Genomic DNA, 12,401 nt, shown 5'->3' with positions numbered 1-12,401 from the left:
CTAATCGGGGTTTACCTCTTGCATCAGGGCGTTGAAGCGGGCGGCGTGGCGGGTGAAGACCAGGGCCGTGATGCGCACTCCCTGCTCCTGGCTACCGAGGGCGCGGCACAGCTCCAGGTTGCCCAGGTGTGAGCCGATGATGAGCGCCCCCTGGCCGCGGGCGGCCTCGTAGTGCTCACGGTTGACCAGCTCGATGTCGTCGAGGCGGATGTCGCCGCGCCAGGCGGCCAGCTTGTCGAGGGCCGCCTCGCCAAAGCGCAGGAAGTGGCGCAGGCTCCCCATCCGCTCGGGCAGGGGATGGCCAAGCTGCCCGGCGCGGGCGGTGAGGCGGGCCAGATAGTTGCGGGAGGCCTCGCGCTGGCGGCGGCCGGTCAGCCAGAAGTAGGCGATGACCGGCAGCGATATCACTCTGAAACCGGGGCGCCCGAGCAGCCGGTAGCTCCACAGCAGGGTGCGGATGCCGAGCAGGGTGCCACGCTCCGGAGTGCGCGACCAGTGCGCCTTCCCCTTGTTCAGCAGCCTCTTGGGCCAGCGCAGCAGGTGGGCGGCGCCATCGCGCAGCAAGGTCAATACCAGCCGGGTGTGCATCCAGGAGATGCGCAGGTTGTCGTGCAGCGGGTTGAAGTGGGAGAGGCCATCTTCTGGGTAGTGCACCTTCACCGGGATAAAGCGCACCTGTACCCCGCGCCAGTGCAGGCGCACCATCACCTCGATATCAAAATCCATCCGCTCCCCGAGGGCGCACTGCTCGAGCAGCTCGCAGCTTGCTGTCACCGGATAGACCCGCAGGCCGCACATGCTGTCTTTTATCTCGAACGAGAGGGTCTCTATCCAGACCCAGACATGGGTCAGGTAGCGGCCGTAGAGGCGCCCCTTGGGCACCGACTCATCGTACTGGGGGGCGCCGGAGATGAGAGCCTCGGGGTAACGCCGCGCCTCGGCCAGCAGATCCGGCAGGCGGGCGAGATCGTGCTGGCCATCCGCATCGATCTGCAGGGCGTGGCTAAAACCCAGGCCCCTTGCCGCCAGCAGCGCCGTTTTGACCGCTCCGCCCTTGCCCCGGTTGCGCTCATGGCGCAGCAGGGTGATCCAGGTGGCGTGCTCGGCAGCCAGCTGGTCCAGCCGGGCGGCGGCAACCGGTTCGCTGCCATCGTCCACCAGCAGGCAGGGCAGGCCGAGGGAGGCGAGTTCATCGAGCACGCCGGCAAGGGGCGCGGCGTGGTTGTAGCAGGGGATGATAAGGCAGGGCGTCACGATACCTTGACCCTTCCACTGCTCGCCAGAGGCAACTCGGCCAGGGTCTCGGCGCAGCCGACCCGGTACTCGAAGCGCAGCTGGCCGTTGTCTTGTCTCTGTAGCATCAACCAGCACTGCTCATCCGGGCGCAGGGGGCGCTGAAATTTAAGCTGATCCATCCCCTGAAATTCACCAGCAAGCAGCCCTTCCTCGCGGGAGTAGTGGATGGCCAGGTGCAGCTGGGCGACCCCGGGCAGCAGGGGGGCGCCGGGAAAGTGGCCACTAAACCAGGGCAGGTCGGCATCAAGGCGCAGCAGCAGTTGCACGCCGTCGGAGGTGACCTGACGCGCCAACTGCGTGGGGAGCAGTGAAATATCCATCAGGGGTGTTCTCCGGGAGTGGGGGCGGCCGGCTCGTCGAAGGCGCGGCGCAGCGCCACGCCGTCGCGCTTGCCGGCGCCGGTGAGGGGCAAAGCCTGAAAGAGTCTGAGACTGCGCGGCAGTGCCACCGGCTCGAGCCAGGGGCGAAGCCGTTGGCGCAGGGCCTGCAAGAAGGCGCCGTGACCGAGGCGGGCGAAGCTTGCCATCCCCTCCGGGGTCAGCACCAGGGCGACCCCTAGGATCTGGCGGCCACCCTGCTCGAGGGGCAGAACGGCTGCATCACACACACCATCGAGGGACTGGATGCGCAGCTCCACTTCATCGAGAGAGATGCGTTTCTCCTCGAGCTTGATGATGCGATCCAGGCGGCCCAGCAGGCGAAACTGCCCCGGCTCGCCGCACAGGGCGATGCGATCACTCCCGCGCCAGGGGGCGAGCTCGTCCATAAAGGGAGATCTCAACAGCAGGGTCTGCTGCTCGTCACAGCCGACCTCGACCCCGGGGAAGGGGGTCCAGGGGCAATCCGGGGCGCTGCTCTGGCGCCAGCCTATGCCGCCGGTCTCGCTGCTGCCGTAGATCTCCACCGGCAAGGGACCGAGCAGGGCGGCGCACTGGCGCGCATCCTCATACGCGAGGGGGCCACCGGAGGAGACCACCAGTCGGCAGCCGGGGGCATTGAGATTGGCGCCGAGGCGCGAGAGAAACGCCGGCGAGCTGACCAGTGCCCAGTGCTGGCGCTGGCCGAGCAGCTGCTCCGGGTAGTCGGTCTGGCGGCGGGCAAACGGCACGCCGAGGGCCAGCGGTAGCAGGATGCGAAACAGCAGGCCGTAGATATGCTGGTGGCTGACGCTGGCAAAGAGCCGTGCGCCCGTGAGGGCGGGGCCCCAGAGGGTCGCCTGCACCCGCACCTCTGCCTCGATCAGTGACCAGGGCTTGGCGATGGCCTTGGGCTGGCCGCTGGAGCCCGAGGTGTAGAGGGTGAGGGTCGGCGCCAGGGAGGGGGCGTGGCTGATCATGGGCTGTGCGTCGTCGCCAGCAACGCAATCCACCCGCAGCACGGGGCAGGGAAGCGAGAACGCCTCGTCGCAGAGCATGCCGTCGAAGGCCTCTTGCTCGAACAATTCCTTTAGAGCGGCAAGCCGCTGGTGGCCGGGTAGCACTACATCGTGTCCGGCTATGGCGCAGGCCAGCAGGGCAACGGTGAAGTGGTAGCTGTCGTTCAGACAGAGCGCCCAGCGGGTCGCAGAGCCGCTCTTCAGCTGGTCGGCCAGCGTCATGGCCGTGCGGCGCAGGGTCTCCAGCGTGACCTCACCTTGGGCATCGAACGCGACGACGCGCTTGCCATCGGCCAGCAGCAGTTCATCCAGCAGGGTCATGGTGTACCCCGCTTCATCACTCGTTGCCTAATCAGCCACTCGCCGCCCATCAGGGCGCCCATCAGCAGATAGCTGATAAGGCCGTTGTAGAGGCTCCAGAGCGCCAAGTCCCCCTGCCAGATGGTCCAGCCGGAGAGGGCTCCGTTGGCGATGAAAAAGAGGCACCACACCTGCGTCACCTTGCGGGTGTAGCGAACCCCCTGCTCGGGCAAGTCCGGCGTGGTGAGGCGCGCCAGCCGCTCGACCATGGTCATGGGTTGGCGCAGGCTCGCGCCAAACAGGGCCAGCAGGGTGGCGTTGACCGCCAGCGGGTAGTAGAGCAGCCAGTCGTGCTCGCGAAACAAGAGGTTCAGGAGCACCAGCAGCAGGCCGGTGGCCCCGAGCCAGCGGGTCGCCCACTGCCACGCCACCGGCATCGCCGAGCCGGCGATGAGGCGAATGGCAAACAGTGGCAGCAGCAGGAGCGTCAGCAGCTGCCCCTCCCCGGATGACAGGCAAAAGTAGACCAGCAGGGGATAGAGCAGCAGCAGGGCGCCTGCCAGCAGGTTGAACCGCCGCACCATTACTCGGCGATCAGGCGTTCGACGGCGTCGACCACGTCGGCGACCGTGCGCACCGACTTGAACTCTTCCGGCTTGATCTTCTTGCCGGTCAGCTTCTGCAGATGCACCACCAGATCGATGGCGTCGATGCTGTCGAGCTCGAGTTGCTGATAGAGCTGGGCATCCAGGGTCACGGCCTCGGGATCGATCTCGAACAGCTCGACCAGGGCATTGCGGATCTCGTTGAAGATGTCGTCTCTGGTCATGGCCTTATCCTCGCTGTGCGGCGACGAGGGCCGCCAGGGCAGTGACACTGGCAAAGTGGCGACGGGTGTTTTCGTCATCGGCGGAGAGCACTATGCCGTAACGACCCTTGATCGCCAGACCCAGTTCCAGGGCATCGATGGAGTCGAGCCCGAGGCCGTCGTTGAAGAGCGGGGCATCGGCGTCGATGTCGGCCGGCGTCATGCCCTCCAGGTTGAGGCTGTCGATGATCAGTTGTTTGATTTCTTCAGTTAAGGTGTGTTGCATCTTGAGTCCATCGCGGTGCGGGTTGGGTCGGGCTCAATACCCGTTTGAAATAATGGGTCAGATGACGTGCCGCCAGTGAAGGGGTCTCTTCCTGTGGCAACATCTCCTGAACCTGGCATTGGGGCAGAAATTCTACCGTAAAGACCGGCTTGTGTGCGGGCACCCGAAACCAGGGGTGTTGCTTGGTCAGAAAAGAGGCCGAGCAGTGAATGCGTACCGGTTGCAATCTGGCATTGCAGCGCACGGCGAGGTGAGCCGCCCCCCGCTGCAGTTTCAGCGGCTGACCCGGCGTGGTGCGGGTGCCTTCCGGAAATATCAGCAGTACGCCACCCCGTTGCAGGCGCTCACTGCACAGGGGCAACAATTTTTCGGCCGCCACGTTGGGAATATACCCGGCGGCGCGGACAATACCGGCGACAAAAGGATTATGCCAGAGCGCCTCTTTGACGATGCAGTCGCACTCCGGCATATGGGCAGCCAATAATACGTAATCGAGCAGGCTGGGGTGATTGGCCAACACCAGCACGCCGTTCAGTTGCTGCGGAATATGGTGGAAACGGTAATCCAGCACACCCAATAGTTTGAGAATATTGATAAACAGACGGAAGGTGACCCGGATGGTGGTCTGGGCAAGATGACGCTGCATGTCACCACGGACAAACAGCCACAGCAAAGGAAACCAGAACAGGGTCAGCAGCAGGCAACCCAGGCCAAACAGGGTAAACCCCAGCATGGTGCCGAACAAGCGCCAGAGCTGATTCAATTTCGCTGCCATAGCCACTCCCGACGCCCGTCGAAAATAGAAAAACGCGACTCATCGGTCAGCAGTGCTCGCCAGCAGGCGAGGGCATCTCCTGTGCCGGTTGCGCCTGAGGGTGTCGTCATCACCTCTCCTCGCCACTGTGTTCCCCTGGCCAACACCAGGCCCACCGCGTGGGGTGGCGCTTCATCGGGCAGCCAGGGTTGGCTGAAGGCGGGGATCACGCCTTCGAAGCTGACCACCAGCACCCGTTCCATGCTGTCGGCCAGCATGCCCATCGCCTCCTGCAGCGCGGCAGCAACACTGCCGGTGCCGGCAGCCAGGGAGCTCATGGGGATGGGCTGTTTGCCCTGAATGGAGGTCAATCCGGCGGCCGTGTTGTGCACCGATTGGGAGAAATCGGTGGGAGAGAGGTTGCGCCGCTCGGCCAGGGCGCCGAGCAGGCCCAGGGAGCGATCCAGCTCCCCGTGGCGACTGGCAAACACGGCGCCATCCACCGGATGGCGGGAAAGCAGCTCAAGCGCCACCTCGACCGCCAGGCGTCCACCCAGGCTCATGCGCCTGGCCACCATCATGGGGATATGGGGCGTCACAGCGGGTGCCGGAGGCAGCCAGAAGCCATCCTGAGCCCACGCCAGCCACTGCTCACGGGTCGACATGCCCGGAGCCAGGGCGTGGCTTTCAACGATGGAAAAAGTGGGCATTCTGTGCACGAAACGACCTTGATGCGCTAACGGCTGTGATACCAGGGGAGATGTGACCGGACCCACAGAAAGTCGGTTCAGCTCCGGTTAAGGATTCTGAAATAGGGCTGCATATTACCATTATTTTTCTTTATGACCAGAGGGAAAGTGTGAGCTCGCCAATAGGTGTGATGGAAAGTTAATTCACCTTCCTTTATTTATTGAAAGCTTGTAGTTTTTATTGTTTTATTGGGGCGGTTTTTGGCAGGTGTCACAATTTAAAAAGGTTAATAAAATGAAAATATTTAAACTTATTTTTGCAGCCCTCACATTAACGCTGGCCGCAGGCTGCTCCACGACCCAACCGGTCATGAATATGAGCAATAGCCCGGTACCGGCCAATCTCAGCGAACAGACAATTTCTCAAGCAATTATTAATGCGGGTGTCAGTAAGAAATGGGTAATGCGTGAAGAACGTCCAGGGTTAATTAGCGGCCATATTCAAGTTCGCTCACATCAGGCAAACATCAGTATTCCCTATAACACTCTCAATTATTCCATTAATTATGTGAGCAGCGTCAATTTAAGTGACAACGGTAGCGGAAAAATTCACCGTAATTATAACCGCTGGATCAACGGGCTGAATCAGGCTATTCAGATCGAACTGAATCGCGCCAGCAGCTACAAGTAAGGTCGGTGTCTCTTGAATCACTATCACTCCGATAGCCATAACGCACTGGATGCCATCAGCCAGGCCCAGCGGATTGCCTTCGCCCCCATGCTGTTCCAGGCAGCCTGGAGTCTGCGCGAGACCGGCATCCTCACCAGCCTGGCCGCCTCCCGGGAAGGGGCCACTGTAGCCACTCTCGCCCATGAGACCGGTCTGACCGAGTATGCGGTCGGCGTCTTGCTGGACATGGGCCTGGGGGGCGGCATCTGCTACGTCCGCGAGGAGCGCTACCATCTGGGCAAGGTGGGACAATACTTGTTGAGCGATCCCATGACCCGGGTCAACATGGATTTTGTCCAGCACGTTTGCTACAAGCCCCTCGCCCATCTGCAGCAGGCCATCGAGAGTGGTACTCCGGCCGGCATCAAGGAGTTTGGCGACTGGCAGAGTCTCTATCCCCATCTCAAGGATCTGCCGGAGCCGGCACGTGGCAGCTGGTTTCGCTTCGACCACTTCTATTCGGACTGGGCGTTCAAGCAGGTACAGGATCTGGTCTTTGGCTACGAACCCCGTCACCTCTACGATCTCGGCGGCAACACCGGCAAGTGGGCCCTCTCGTGCGCGCGGCGCAATCCCGAGCTGGAAGTGACCATCCTCGATCTGCCGGAGCAGATCGCCATGGCCGACGAGCAGATCCGCGAGGCCGGGCTGGCAGGTCAGGTCCGGGGTTATCCGGTCAACCTGCTTGAGGAGCGCCAGCTTCCCGGTGAAGCGGATATCTGGTGGATGAGCCAGTTTCTCGACTGCTTCGGCCACGACGAGATCGTCGCGCTGCTGCGGCGCATCCGTCGCAGCATGAAGCCGGGGGCGCGCCTGTGCATCCTGGAGCTGTTCTGGGATCGGCAACCGTTCGAAGCGGCGAGCTTCAGTCTCAATGCCACCTCCCTCTACTTCACCTGCCTGGCCAATGGCAACAGTCGCTTCTATCACTCGAAGGAGCTGTACCAGTGTCTGCGGGAGGCGGAGTTCCATGTGGAGGCCGATCACGACATTTCGGGACCGGGCCATACGCTGCTGGTTGCGACGCCGCTGTGAAGCGGGTAAACAGTAGAGCCTGACTGATTGCATGGAGCCGTGATGAAATACCTGCTGCTGATTGCCGCCGTGTTGCTGGCGGGCTGCGCCGAGTTGAAGGGGGCGGGGCGTACCATAGGCCATACGACTCGTGATGTGACCCGCGAGATAGGCCATACCACGCGGGATGTGACCCGGGAGATCGGTCATGGCACGCGCGATACGGTCAAAGGGATTGACAACGAGATCCAGAACCAGTAAGACAAGAAGGGCCCGCGGGCCCTTCTTTCATTGGGGAGCCTGATTTACAGGGCGGTGGCGATGCGCGCCCCCAGGGCGGCGTTGCTGAGCACCAGCTGGATGTTGGCCGAGAGCGAATTTCCGCCGGTCAGTTCGCAGACCCGGGCCAGCAGGAAGGGGGTCGAGGCCTTGCCCTTGATCCCCTGCTCCTCCGCCTCACCCAGAGCCTGAGCGATAGCCGCATCTATGTCGGCCTTGGGCATGGCATGCTCGGCCGGAATGGGGTTGGCCACCACGGCGCCACCAGCCAGCCCCAGCTCCCATTTCAGACGCAGCGCTTCGGCAATGGCCGCCGGAGTATCGAGCCGGTAATCCACCTTGAAGCCGCTTTCGCGGGTGTAGAAGGCGGGCAGCTCCTCGCTCTGGTAGCCGATGACGGGCACCCCTTGCGTCTCCAGATACTCCAGGGTCAGGCCGATGTCGAGAATGGACTTGGCCCCGGCGCAGACGACGGCGACGGGTGTCTGCGCCAGTTCCTGCAGATCCGCCGAGATGTCGAAGGTTTCGGGCGCGCCGCGATGCACCCCGCCGATGCCACCGGTGGCAAACACCCGGATCCCCGCCATGGCGGCGATGATCATGGTCGAGGCGACCGTGGTGGCCCCCATCCCCTTGCGTGCCAGCACGAAGGGAATATCGCGTCGGCTGCATTTGGTGACGGCGTGGCCGGCGCGGCCCAGCGCCTCCAGGGAGTCCCCATCCAGCCCCACCTTGAGGCGACCATCCATGATGGCGATGGTGGCCGGCACAGCGCCGTTGTCGCGTACCACCTGCTCGACCTGGCGGGCCGTCTCCACGTTCTGTGGATAGGGCATGCCGTGGGAGATGATGGTGGATTCGAGGGCCACGACAGGTTTGCCTGCGGCCAGGGCTGCGGCGATTTCCGGCTGGATATCAAGGTATGCGTTCAGCATGAGTACTCCTCCAGTATGCGGTCAACGGCGGTCTTGGAGAGACCGGAATAAACGGTATCGGAACAATTGACGGTGAGGGCGGCGCAGCCCAGGGCGAAGCGGGCCGTGCTGGCGATGTCGTGCCCCTGCAGCCAGGCGTGGGCCAGCCCTGCCATGAAGGCATCTCCACCGCCGGTGACATTGAGCACCGGGCTGCCGAGTACCGGCAGATGGCCCTGCTGCTCGCCGTCGCTGTAGAAAATCCCCTGATCCCCCAGGCTCAGAAACAGCCGCTGCACCCCGGCACGGTGGAACCAGGCGGCGGCCATGGACCAGGTCTCGGGTCCGGCGATGGTCATGCCGCACAGCTTCTCCGCCTCGCTACGATTGGGTTTGAGGGTATGGATCCGGCCGAGCCAGGGGCGAATTTTTTCCACCTTGGCCACCGAGACGGTGTCGACGAAGATGGCGTGCTCCCCCTGTCGCTCGAACAGCCAGTCGAGGGTGTGGATGGCAAGGTTGGTATCCAGTACCCAGAGCCGGGCGCCGGCGAGAAATCCGGCCAGGGGGGTGAGCCTTGTGGGGGTGAGCTGATCGATGATCGCCATGTCGTTGATGGCGCAGCTCATCTCGCCGCTGCCGTCGTGCAGGCTGAGATAGCAGGAGGTGGCATGGCCGTCCAGAACCTGGGTCTGGCGCACATCGACCCCCGCCTTCTGGCTCACCTCGAGTAGGTGATGGCCATATTGATCGTTGCCCACCGCGGTCAGCAGCCGGGTATCGGTACCGAGCCTGGCCAGGTTTTCGGCGATGTTGCGCCCCACGCCGCCGGCTGAGGTACGCACCTTGCCTGGGTTGGAGTCGCCAATCAGCAGCTGGCCATGGCTGGTGCCGCAGATATCCATGTTGGCACCGCCGACCACCACCACGTAGGGGCCTTCCCGCAGCACATAGCCTCTACCCTGCACATATCCCTGGCGGATCAGGCTGGAGATATGGCTGGCCAGCGCCGAGCGGCTGATGCCGAGGCGATCTGCCAACTCCTGCTGGGGGATCATGGGGTCCTGGCGCAGCAGGGCGAGGATCTCTTGTTCACGCTCCGTCATAGACAAACATCCATTTGCAAACGTTTGTCTATTATTTCCATTCGCTCTTTTCGCGCCATCGCAGCGTGTGGAAAGTGTCGGCGAGCGCACAAAAAATCGTCATTGGGTTAGCGGGCGTTGCCGACGCGGTCGGAAGGCGCACTTTTTGCGGGTCGGGTGCGCCATTGCTGCTTATAATGCCGGCCGCAAAGAGGAGAAGAGATGATGGTGAAACGTTCGTTCTGCTGTGTGGGGCTGGTCAATCCCAAGTCACCGGAAAATGTGGGCTCGGTGATGCGGGCGGCGGGTTGCTACGGGGTGGATGAGGTCTATTACACCGGCCACCGCTTTGAGTTGGCGCGCCGGTTTGCCACCGATACCAAGCAGATGGTGGACAAGATCCCGTTACTGGGGGTCGATGATCTGCTGGCCTTTATCCCCGAGGACTGTGTGCCCGTGGTGGTGGATCTTATCGAAGGGGCCACTCCGCTTCCGGAATACCAGCATCCTGAGCGGGCTTTCTACATCTTCGGACCCGAGGATGGCACCCTGGACCCCGCCCTCTATGGTGTGGTCAGGGATGTGGTGTATGTGCCGACCCGGGGCTGCATGAACCTGGCCGCCTCGGTCAACGTGATCCTCTATGACCGCCTGGCCAAGCAGCACAGGGCTGACTAGGGGATAACCGTGTCTCGCCTTGATGTCATCGGGGAGCGGCCTGCTTTTCCAGCTCCTTGATGAATCCCTGATAGTAGTCATAGAGATGGTTGTGGCGGTAGATATCGGCCAGCGTACCTTGACGGATCAGTGAGGCCATGTCTTGATCCCAGATCCGCTGCAGCTTCGCCCCCTCTGCGGTATCGGAAAAAATGGGGTAGGTGGGGATCCAGCGCAGAAAGGTCCGGTACAGACCGGTGGGGAGTTCAGCGTCGGGATAGAGCACTCCGGCCGTCAGGAAGTAGCGATAGCGCCCCTTGTTCAACAGCTGCAGGGCCACCTCGTCACTGTCTATCTCGTGCCACTTCATGGTGACCGGGATGTATTTGTCCAGCGCCCAGCCCCGTCGCCATAACACATGCTGCCCCAGCAGGCTGGATTCTCCCCGCCACTGGGGTTGCCACTGCTTGAGCATGATCACCGTCAGATCATCGGCAGAGGCGGGAAAATATGGCTGCCGCACTCCGCGCACTTCGTCAAGATAGACCCCCATCGCCATGTCCCCCCCTTTCTTGGCGATCAAGGCCAGGGAGCGTTTGTAGGGCACAATATGGTGGATCACCCGGTAACCATGGGGTTGGTAGATGGTGCGCACCAGCTCGAGATAGACCCCCTTGCCATCCGCTTGGCAGAAGCCGGGCCAGTCATCGCAATAGACATGAAGGGACGCTGCGCGGCTGCTAAAAGAGGCGCACAGGCAACAGAGCAACAGAAAACCGATACGCAGTAGAGTCAGAACAGGCTCCATGGTGACAAGCGAGTCATGCTGAGCCTTTACTTTATACCAAGGTATGGGTAGCGGCTATGCGCAGAAAAACTCGGATGCTCATTTTGCGACAGGGTCGAGGGTTCTTTTTCAAGTAGTTGTTATGATGGGGTTAAAGATTCAATAGTGACCCAACAACAGAAGAGGAGACTGCTTATGTCATCGATCAAGACGCTGCTCTGCCCCGTCGATTTTTCCCACATGTCTCAAGCGGTACTCGACTACGCCGTCTTCATGGCCCAGACCCATCAGGCCCAGCTCAAGCTGATCCACGTGGTCGATCAACTGCACGGCTTCGACAGTTACAAGATCTTGCACATGACGGCCATCGAGATTACCCATGAGATGGAGCGTCAGGCCAGAACCCAGCTCAAGGAACTGATAGCGACGCTGCCCATTCCCGCGACCTTCGATATCCGTTTTGGCCGGGCGGCAGACGAGATCGTCATCCAGGCAAAAGAGGATGAGGTGGACTTGATCGTCATGGGCAGCCATGGCCGCTCGGGGATCACCCATCTGCTGGTGGGCAGCGTGGCTGAATCCGTGGTGCGTCATGCCCCTTGCCCCGTGCTGGTGGTGCGCAAATAGGGCGTTGCGCTGATGGGATGATCAGGGCCGGCGTTTGCCGGCCCTTTTTGTTGCCTCAGCCATGGGCGTAGATGACGCTGCCCCCCTTGATAGCATCAATGATGGCCCTGGCCTGCTCCTTGGGCAGGGCGGGGCATCCCCAGCTGCGACCCAATTTGTTGTGTTTGCGCAGATGGGAAGGGCTGGCGTAGGCCGCGCCATGCACCACAATAGCCCGTTTGCGGGCATTGCCATTGAGGGCCGGGGTCAGGCCATCGAGGCGCAACGAGTAGCCATGCTTGCCCTGATAGGTCTCCGCGGTACGGTAGACCCCGAGGGAGCTCTTCAGGGAATTGGGCTGATTGGAGAATTGACGGGCGGCCAGCTCGCCGGAGTTGCGGCCATGGCTGACCCAGGTGTGATAGAGCAGCTTGTGCCGCTTCATGTCGATGACAAACAGGCGGCGCAGGTTGGATGGTTTGCTGTAATCGATGATGGTAAGGATGGGTTTTTGCTTGTGGCGTACGCTCTGGTAACCGTAAAGTGCCTTGCGAAACGTCTCCCTGTCCAGCTTGCCTGCCAGTCCCAGCTGGCGGTAGAGCGTCTGATCCCAGCTTGCATGGGCCTGGTTGTCCAGGCTGATGGCGACCAGCAGCAGTGGCAACAGCAGCCACGCCAGCCAGTGTTTGTGTCGGGCGTATTCTCTCATCCGTGAATTACCTCGCTATTCCCGGCCGTCCAAGCTTTCGCAGATAGTCCGTTATCCGCTCGATAGTTATATGCAAGGTATTGAAAGGGCGCAATAAAAAAACCGGCCGCAG

Annotated in this window: 17 protein-coding genes; 5 read left to right on the top strand and 12 right to left on the bottom strand. The window is 61.9% G+C overall.

What is annotated here, in order from left to right; all coding sequences use genetic code 11:
* From I6L37_RS21900 to I6L37_RS21865, 8 genes are read right to left on the bottom strand one after another with little or no spacing between them, the layout of a single operon-like run.
* On the bottom strand, positions 1–1,254 hold the full coding sequence (locus I6L37_RS21900; RefSeq protein ID WP_254203527.1) for a glycosyltransferase family 2 protein: 1,254 nt from the start codon (positions 1,252–1,254) through the stop codon (positions 1–3).
* The gene (locus I6L37_RS21895) at positions 1,251–1,616 is read right to left on the bottom strand and encodes a hydroxymyristoyl-ACP dehydratase (RefSeq protein ID WP_216992963.1); all 366 of its coding nucleotides are present in this window, start codon (positions 1,614–1,616) and stop codon (positions 1,251–1,253) included. Before I6L37_RS21895 ends, I6L37_RS21900 begins: the two co-directional genes overlap by 4 nt.
* On the bottom strand, positions 1,616–2,992 hold the full coding sequence (locus I6L37_RS21890; RefSeq protein ID WP_216992962.1) for an AMP-binding protein: 1,377 nt from the start codon (positions 2,990–2,992) through the stop codon (positions 1,616–1,618). Before I6L37_RS21890 ends, I6L37_RS21895 begins: the two co-directional genes overlap by 1 nt.
* Complete coding sequence (locus I6L37_RS21885; protein WP_042028350.1) at positions 2,989–3,555, bottom strand: hypothetical protein; 567 nt, start codon at positions 3,553–3,555, stop codon at positions 2,989–2,991. The genes I6L37_RS21890 and I6L37_RS21885 overlap by 4 nt, the downstream gene beginning before the upstream one ends.
* A complete protein-coding gene (locus I6L37_RS21880; RefSeq protein ID WP_026457247.1) occupies positions 3,555–3,800 on the bottom strand; it encodes an acyl carrier protein in 246 nt (81 codons plus the stop codon). Before I6L37_RS21880 ends, I6L37_RS21885 begins: the two co-directional genes overlap by 1 nt.
* A 4-nt stretch (positions 3,801–3,804) precedes the next feature.
* Positions 3,805–4,065 carry a phosphopantetheine-binding protein gene (locus tag I6L37_RS21875; RefSeq protein ID WP_042028351.1) on the bottom strand — a complete coding sequence of 87 codons (261 nt, stop codon included), beginning with the start codon at positions 4,063–4,065 and terminating at the stop codon, positions 3,805–3,807.
* Positions 4,046–4,840: a lysophospholipid acyltransferase family protein gene (locus I6L37_RS21870; RefSeq protein ID WP_216992961.1), complete on the bottom strand. Its 795-nt coding sequence runs from the start codon at positions 4,838–4,840 to the stop codon at positions 4,046–4,048. The genes I6L37_RS21875 and I6L37_RS21870 overlap by 20 nt, the downstream gene beginning before the upstream one ends.
* A complete protein-coding gene (locus I6L37_RS21865; RefSeq protein WP_216994227.1) occupies positions 4,825–5,529 on the bottom strand; it encodes a beta-ketoacyl synthase chain length factor in 705 nt (234 codons plus the stop codon). Before I6L37_RS21865 ends, I6L37_RS21870 begins: the two co-directional genes overlap by 16 nt.
* A 274-nt stretch (positions 5,530–5,803) precedes the next feature.
* Between I6L37_RS21865 and I6L37_RS21860 the strand changes: the two genes are divergently transcribed.
* From I6L37_RS21860 to I6L37_RS21850, 3 genes are read left to right on the top strand one after another with little or no spacing between them, the layout of a single operon-like run.
* Positions 5,804–6,199 (top strand): hypothetical protein, encoded by a 396-nt coding sequence (locus tag I6L37_RS21860; RefSeq protein ID WP_026457251.1) that lies wholly within the window; start codon positions 5,804–5,806, stop codon positions 6,197–6,199.
* A gap of 12 nt (positions 6,200–6,211) precedes the next feature.
* The gene (locus I6L37_RS21855; RefSeq protein ID WP_216992960.1) at positions 6,212–7,273 is read left to right on the top strand and encodes a methyltransferase; all 1,062 of its coding nucleotides are present in this window, start codon (positions 6,212–6,214) and stop codon (positions 7,271–7,273) included.
* Between the two features lie 42 nt (positions 7,274–7,315).
* Positions 7,316–7,513, top strand: coding sequence for a hypothetical protein (locus I6L37_RS21850; RefSeq protein ID WP_216992959.1), 198 nt, complete (start codon positions 7,316–7,318; stop codon positions 7,511–7,513).
* 44 nt (positions 7,514–7,557) lie between these two features.
* Here I6L37_RS21850 and I6L37_RS21845 read toward each other — a convergent pair whose 3' ends face one another.
* Positions 7,558–8,466, bottom strand: a complete 909-nt coding sequence (locus I6L37_RS21845; RefSeq protein ID WP_216992958.1) for a pseudouridine-5'-phosphate glycosidase — start codon at positions 8,464–8,466, stop codon at positions 7,558–7,560.
* Positions 8,460–9,551: a PfkB family carbohydrate kinase gene (locus I6L37_RS21840; RefSeq protein ID WP_216992957.1), complete on the bottom strand. Its 1,092-nt coding sequence runs from the start codon at positions 9,549–9,551 to the stop codon at positions 8,460–8,462. Before I6L37_RS21840 ends, I6L37_RS21845 begins: the two co-directional genes overlap by 7 nt.
* Before the next feature lie 204 nt (positions 9,552–9,755).
* On the opposite strand from I6L37_RS21840, the gene I6L37_RS21835 reads away from it, so the two are divergent.
* Entirely contained in the window at positions 9,756–10,208 is a 453-nt protein-coding gene (locus I6L37_RS21835) for an RNA methyltransferase (RefSeq protein WP_042072769.1), read from the top strand.
* A 25-nt stretch (positions 10,209–10,233) separates the two neighbouring features.
* On the opposite strand, the gene I6L37_RS21830 is transcribed toward I6L37_RS21835, so the two are convergent.
* Complete coding sequence (locus I6L37_RS21830; RefSeq protein ID WP_216992956.1) at positions 10,234–10,995, bottom strand: hypothetical protein; 762 nt, start codon at positions 10,993–10,995, stop codon at positions 10,234–10,236.
* 174 nt (positions 10,996–11,169) lie between these two features.
* Between I6L37_RS21830 and I6L37_RS21825 the strand changes: the two genes are divergently transcribed.
* Positions 11,170–11,601: a universal stress protein gene (locus tag I6L37_RS21825; protein WP_026457772.1), complete on the top strand. Its 432-nt coding sequence runs from the start codon at positions 11,170–11,172 to the stop codon at positions 11,599–11,601.
* A gap of 55 nt (positions 11,602–11,656) precedes the next feature.
* Here I6L37_RS21825 and I6L37_RS21820 read toward each other — a convergent pair whose 3' ends face one another.
* The gene (locus tag I6L37_RS21820) at positions 11,657–12,289 is read right to left on the bottom strand and encodes a murein L,D-transpeptidase catalytic domain family protein (protein ID WP_216992955.1); all 633 of its coding nucleotides are present in this window, start codon (positions 12,287–12,289) and stop codon (positions 11,657–11,659) included.
* Positions 12,290–12,401 lie beyond the last annotated feature (112 nt).

Origin of the sequence: Aeromonas sp. FDAARGOS 1407 (assembly GCF_019048725.1) — a bacterium.
Taxonomy (GTDB): Bacteria; Pseudomonadota; Gammaproteobacteria; order Enterobacterales; family Aeromonadaceae; genus Aeromonas; species Aeromonas enteropelogenes.
The sequence above is the reverse complement of the archived record's forward strand: the minus strand, read 5'-3'. Positions and strand labels throughout refer to the sequence as shown.

Coding starts and splice junctions, on each gene's coding strand:
- I6L37_RS21895 (WP_216992963.1), bottom strand. CDS start 1,616: ATGGATATTTCACTGCTCCCCACGCAGTTGGCGCGTCAGGTCACCTCC.
- I6L37_RS21890 (WP_216992962.1), bottom strand. CDS start 2,992: ATGACCCTGCTGGATGAACTGCTGCTGGCCGATGGCAAGCGCGTCGTC.
- I6L37_RS21885 (WP_042028350.1), bottom strand. CDS start 3,555: ATGGTGCGGCGGTTCAACCTGCTGGCAGGCGCCCTGCTGCTGCTCTAT.
- I6L37_RS21880 (WP_026457247.1), bottom strand. CDS start 3,800: ATGACCAGAGACGACATCTTCAACGAGATCCGCAATGCCCTGGTCGAG.
- I6L37_RS21875 (WP_042028351.1), bottom strand. CDS start 4,065: ATGCAACACACCTTAACTGAAGAAATCAAACAACTGATCATCGACAGC.
- I6L37_RS21870 (WP_216992961.1), bottom strand. CDS start 4,840: ATGGCAGCGAAATTGAATCAGCTCTGGCGCTTGTTCGGCACCATGCTG.
- I6L37_RS21865 (WP_216994227.1), bottom strand. CDS start 5,529: ATGCCCACTTTTTCCATCGTTGAAAGCCACGCCCTGGCTCCGGGCATG.
- I6L37_RS21860 (WP_026457251.1), top strand. CDS start 5,804: ATGAAAATATTTAAACTTATTTTTGCAGCCCTCACATTAACGCTGGCC.
- I6L37_RS21850 (WP_216992959.1), top strand. CDS start 7,316: ATGAAATACCTGCTGCTGATTGCCGCCGTGTTGCTGGCGGGCTGCGCC.
- I6L37_RS21845 (WP_216992958.1), bottom strand. CDS start 8,466: ATGCTGAACGCATACCTTGATATCCAGCCGGAAATCGCCGCAGCCCTG.
- I6L37_RS21840 (WP_216992957.1), bottom strand. CDS start 9,551: ATGACGGAGCGTGAACAAGAGATCCTCGCCCTGCTGCGCCAGGACCCC.
- I6L37_RS21835 (WP_042072769.1), top strand. CDS start 9,756: ATGGTGAAACGTTCGTTCTGCTGTGTGGGGCTGGTCAATCCCAAGTCA.
- I6L37_RS21830 (WP_216992956.1), bottom strand. CDS start 10,995: ATGGAGCCTGTTCTGACTCTACTGCGTATCGGTTTTCTGTTGCTCTGT.
- I6L37_RS21825 (WP_026457772.1), top strand. CDS start 11,170: ATGTCATCGATCAAGACGCTGCTCTGCCCCGTCGATTTTTCCCACATG.
- I6L37_RS21820 (WP_216992955.1), bottom strand. CDS start 12,289: ATGAGAGAATACGCCCGACACAAACACTGGCTGGCGTGGCTGCTGTTG.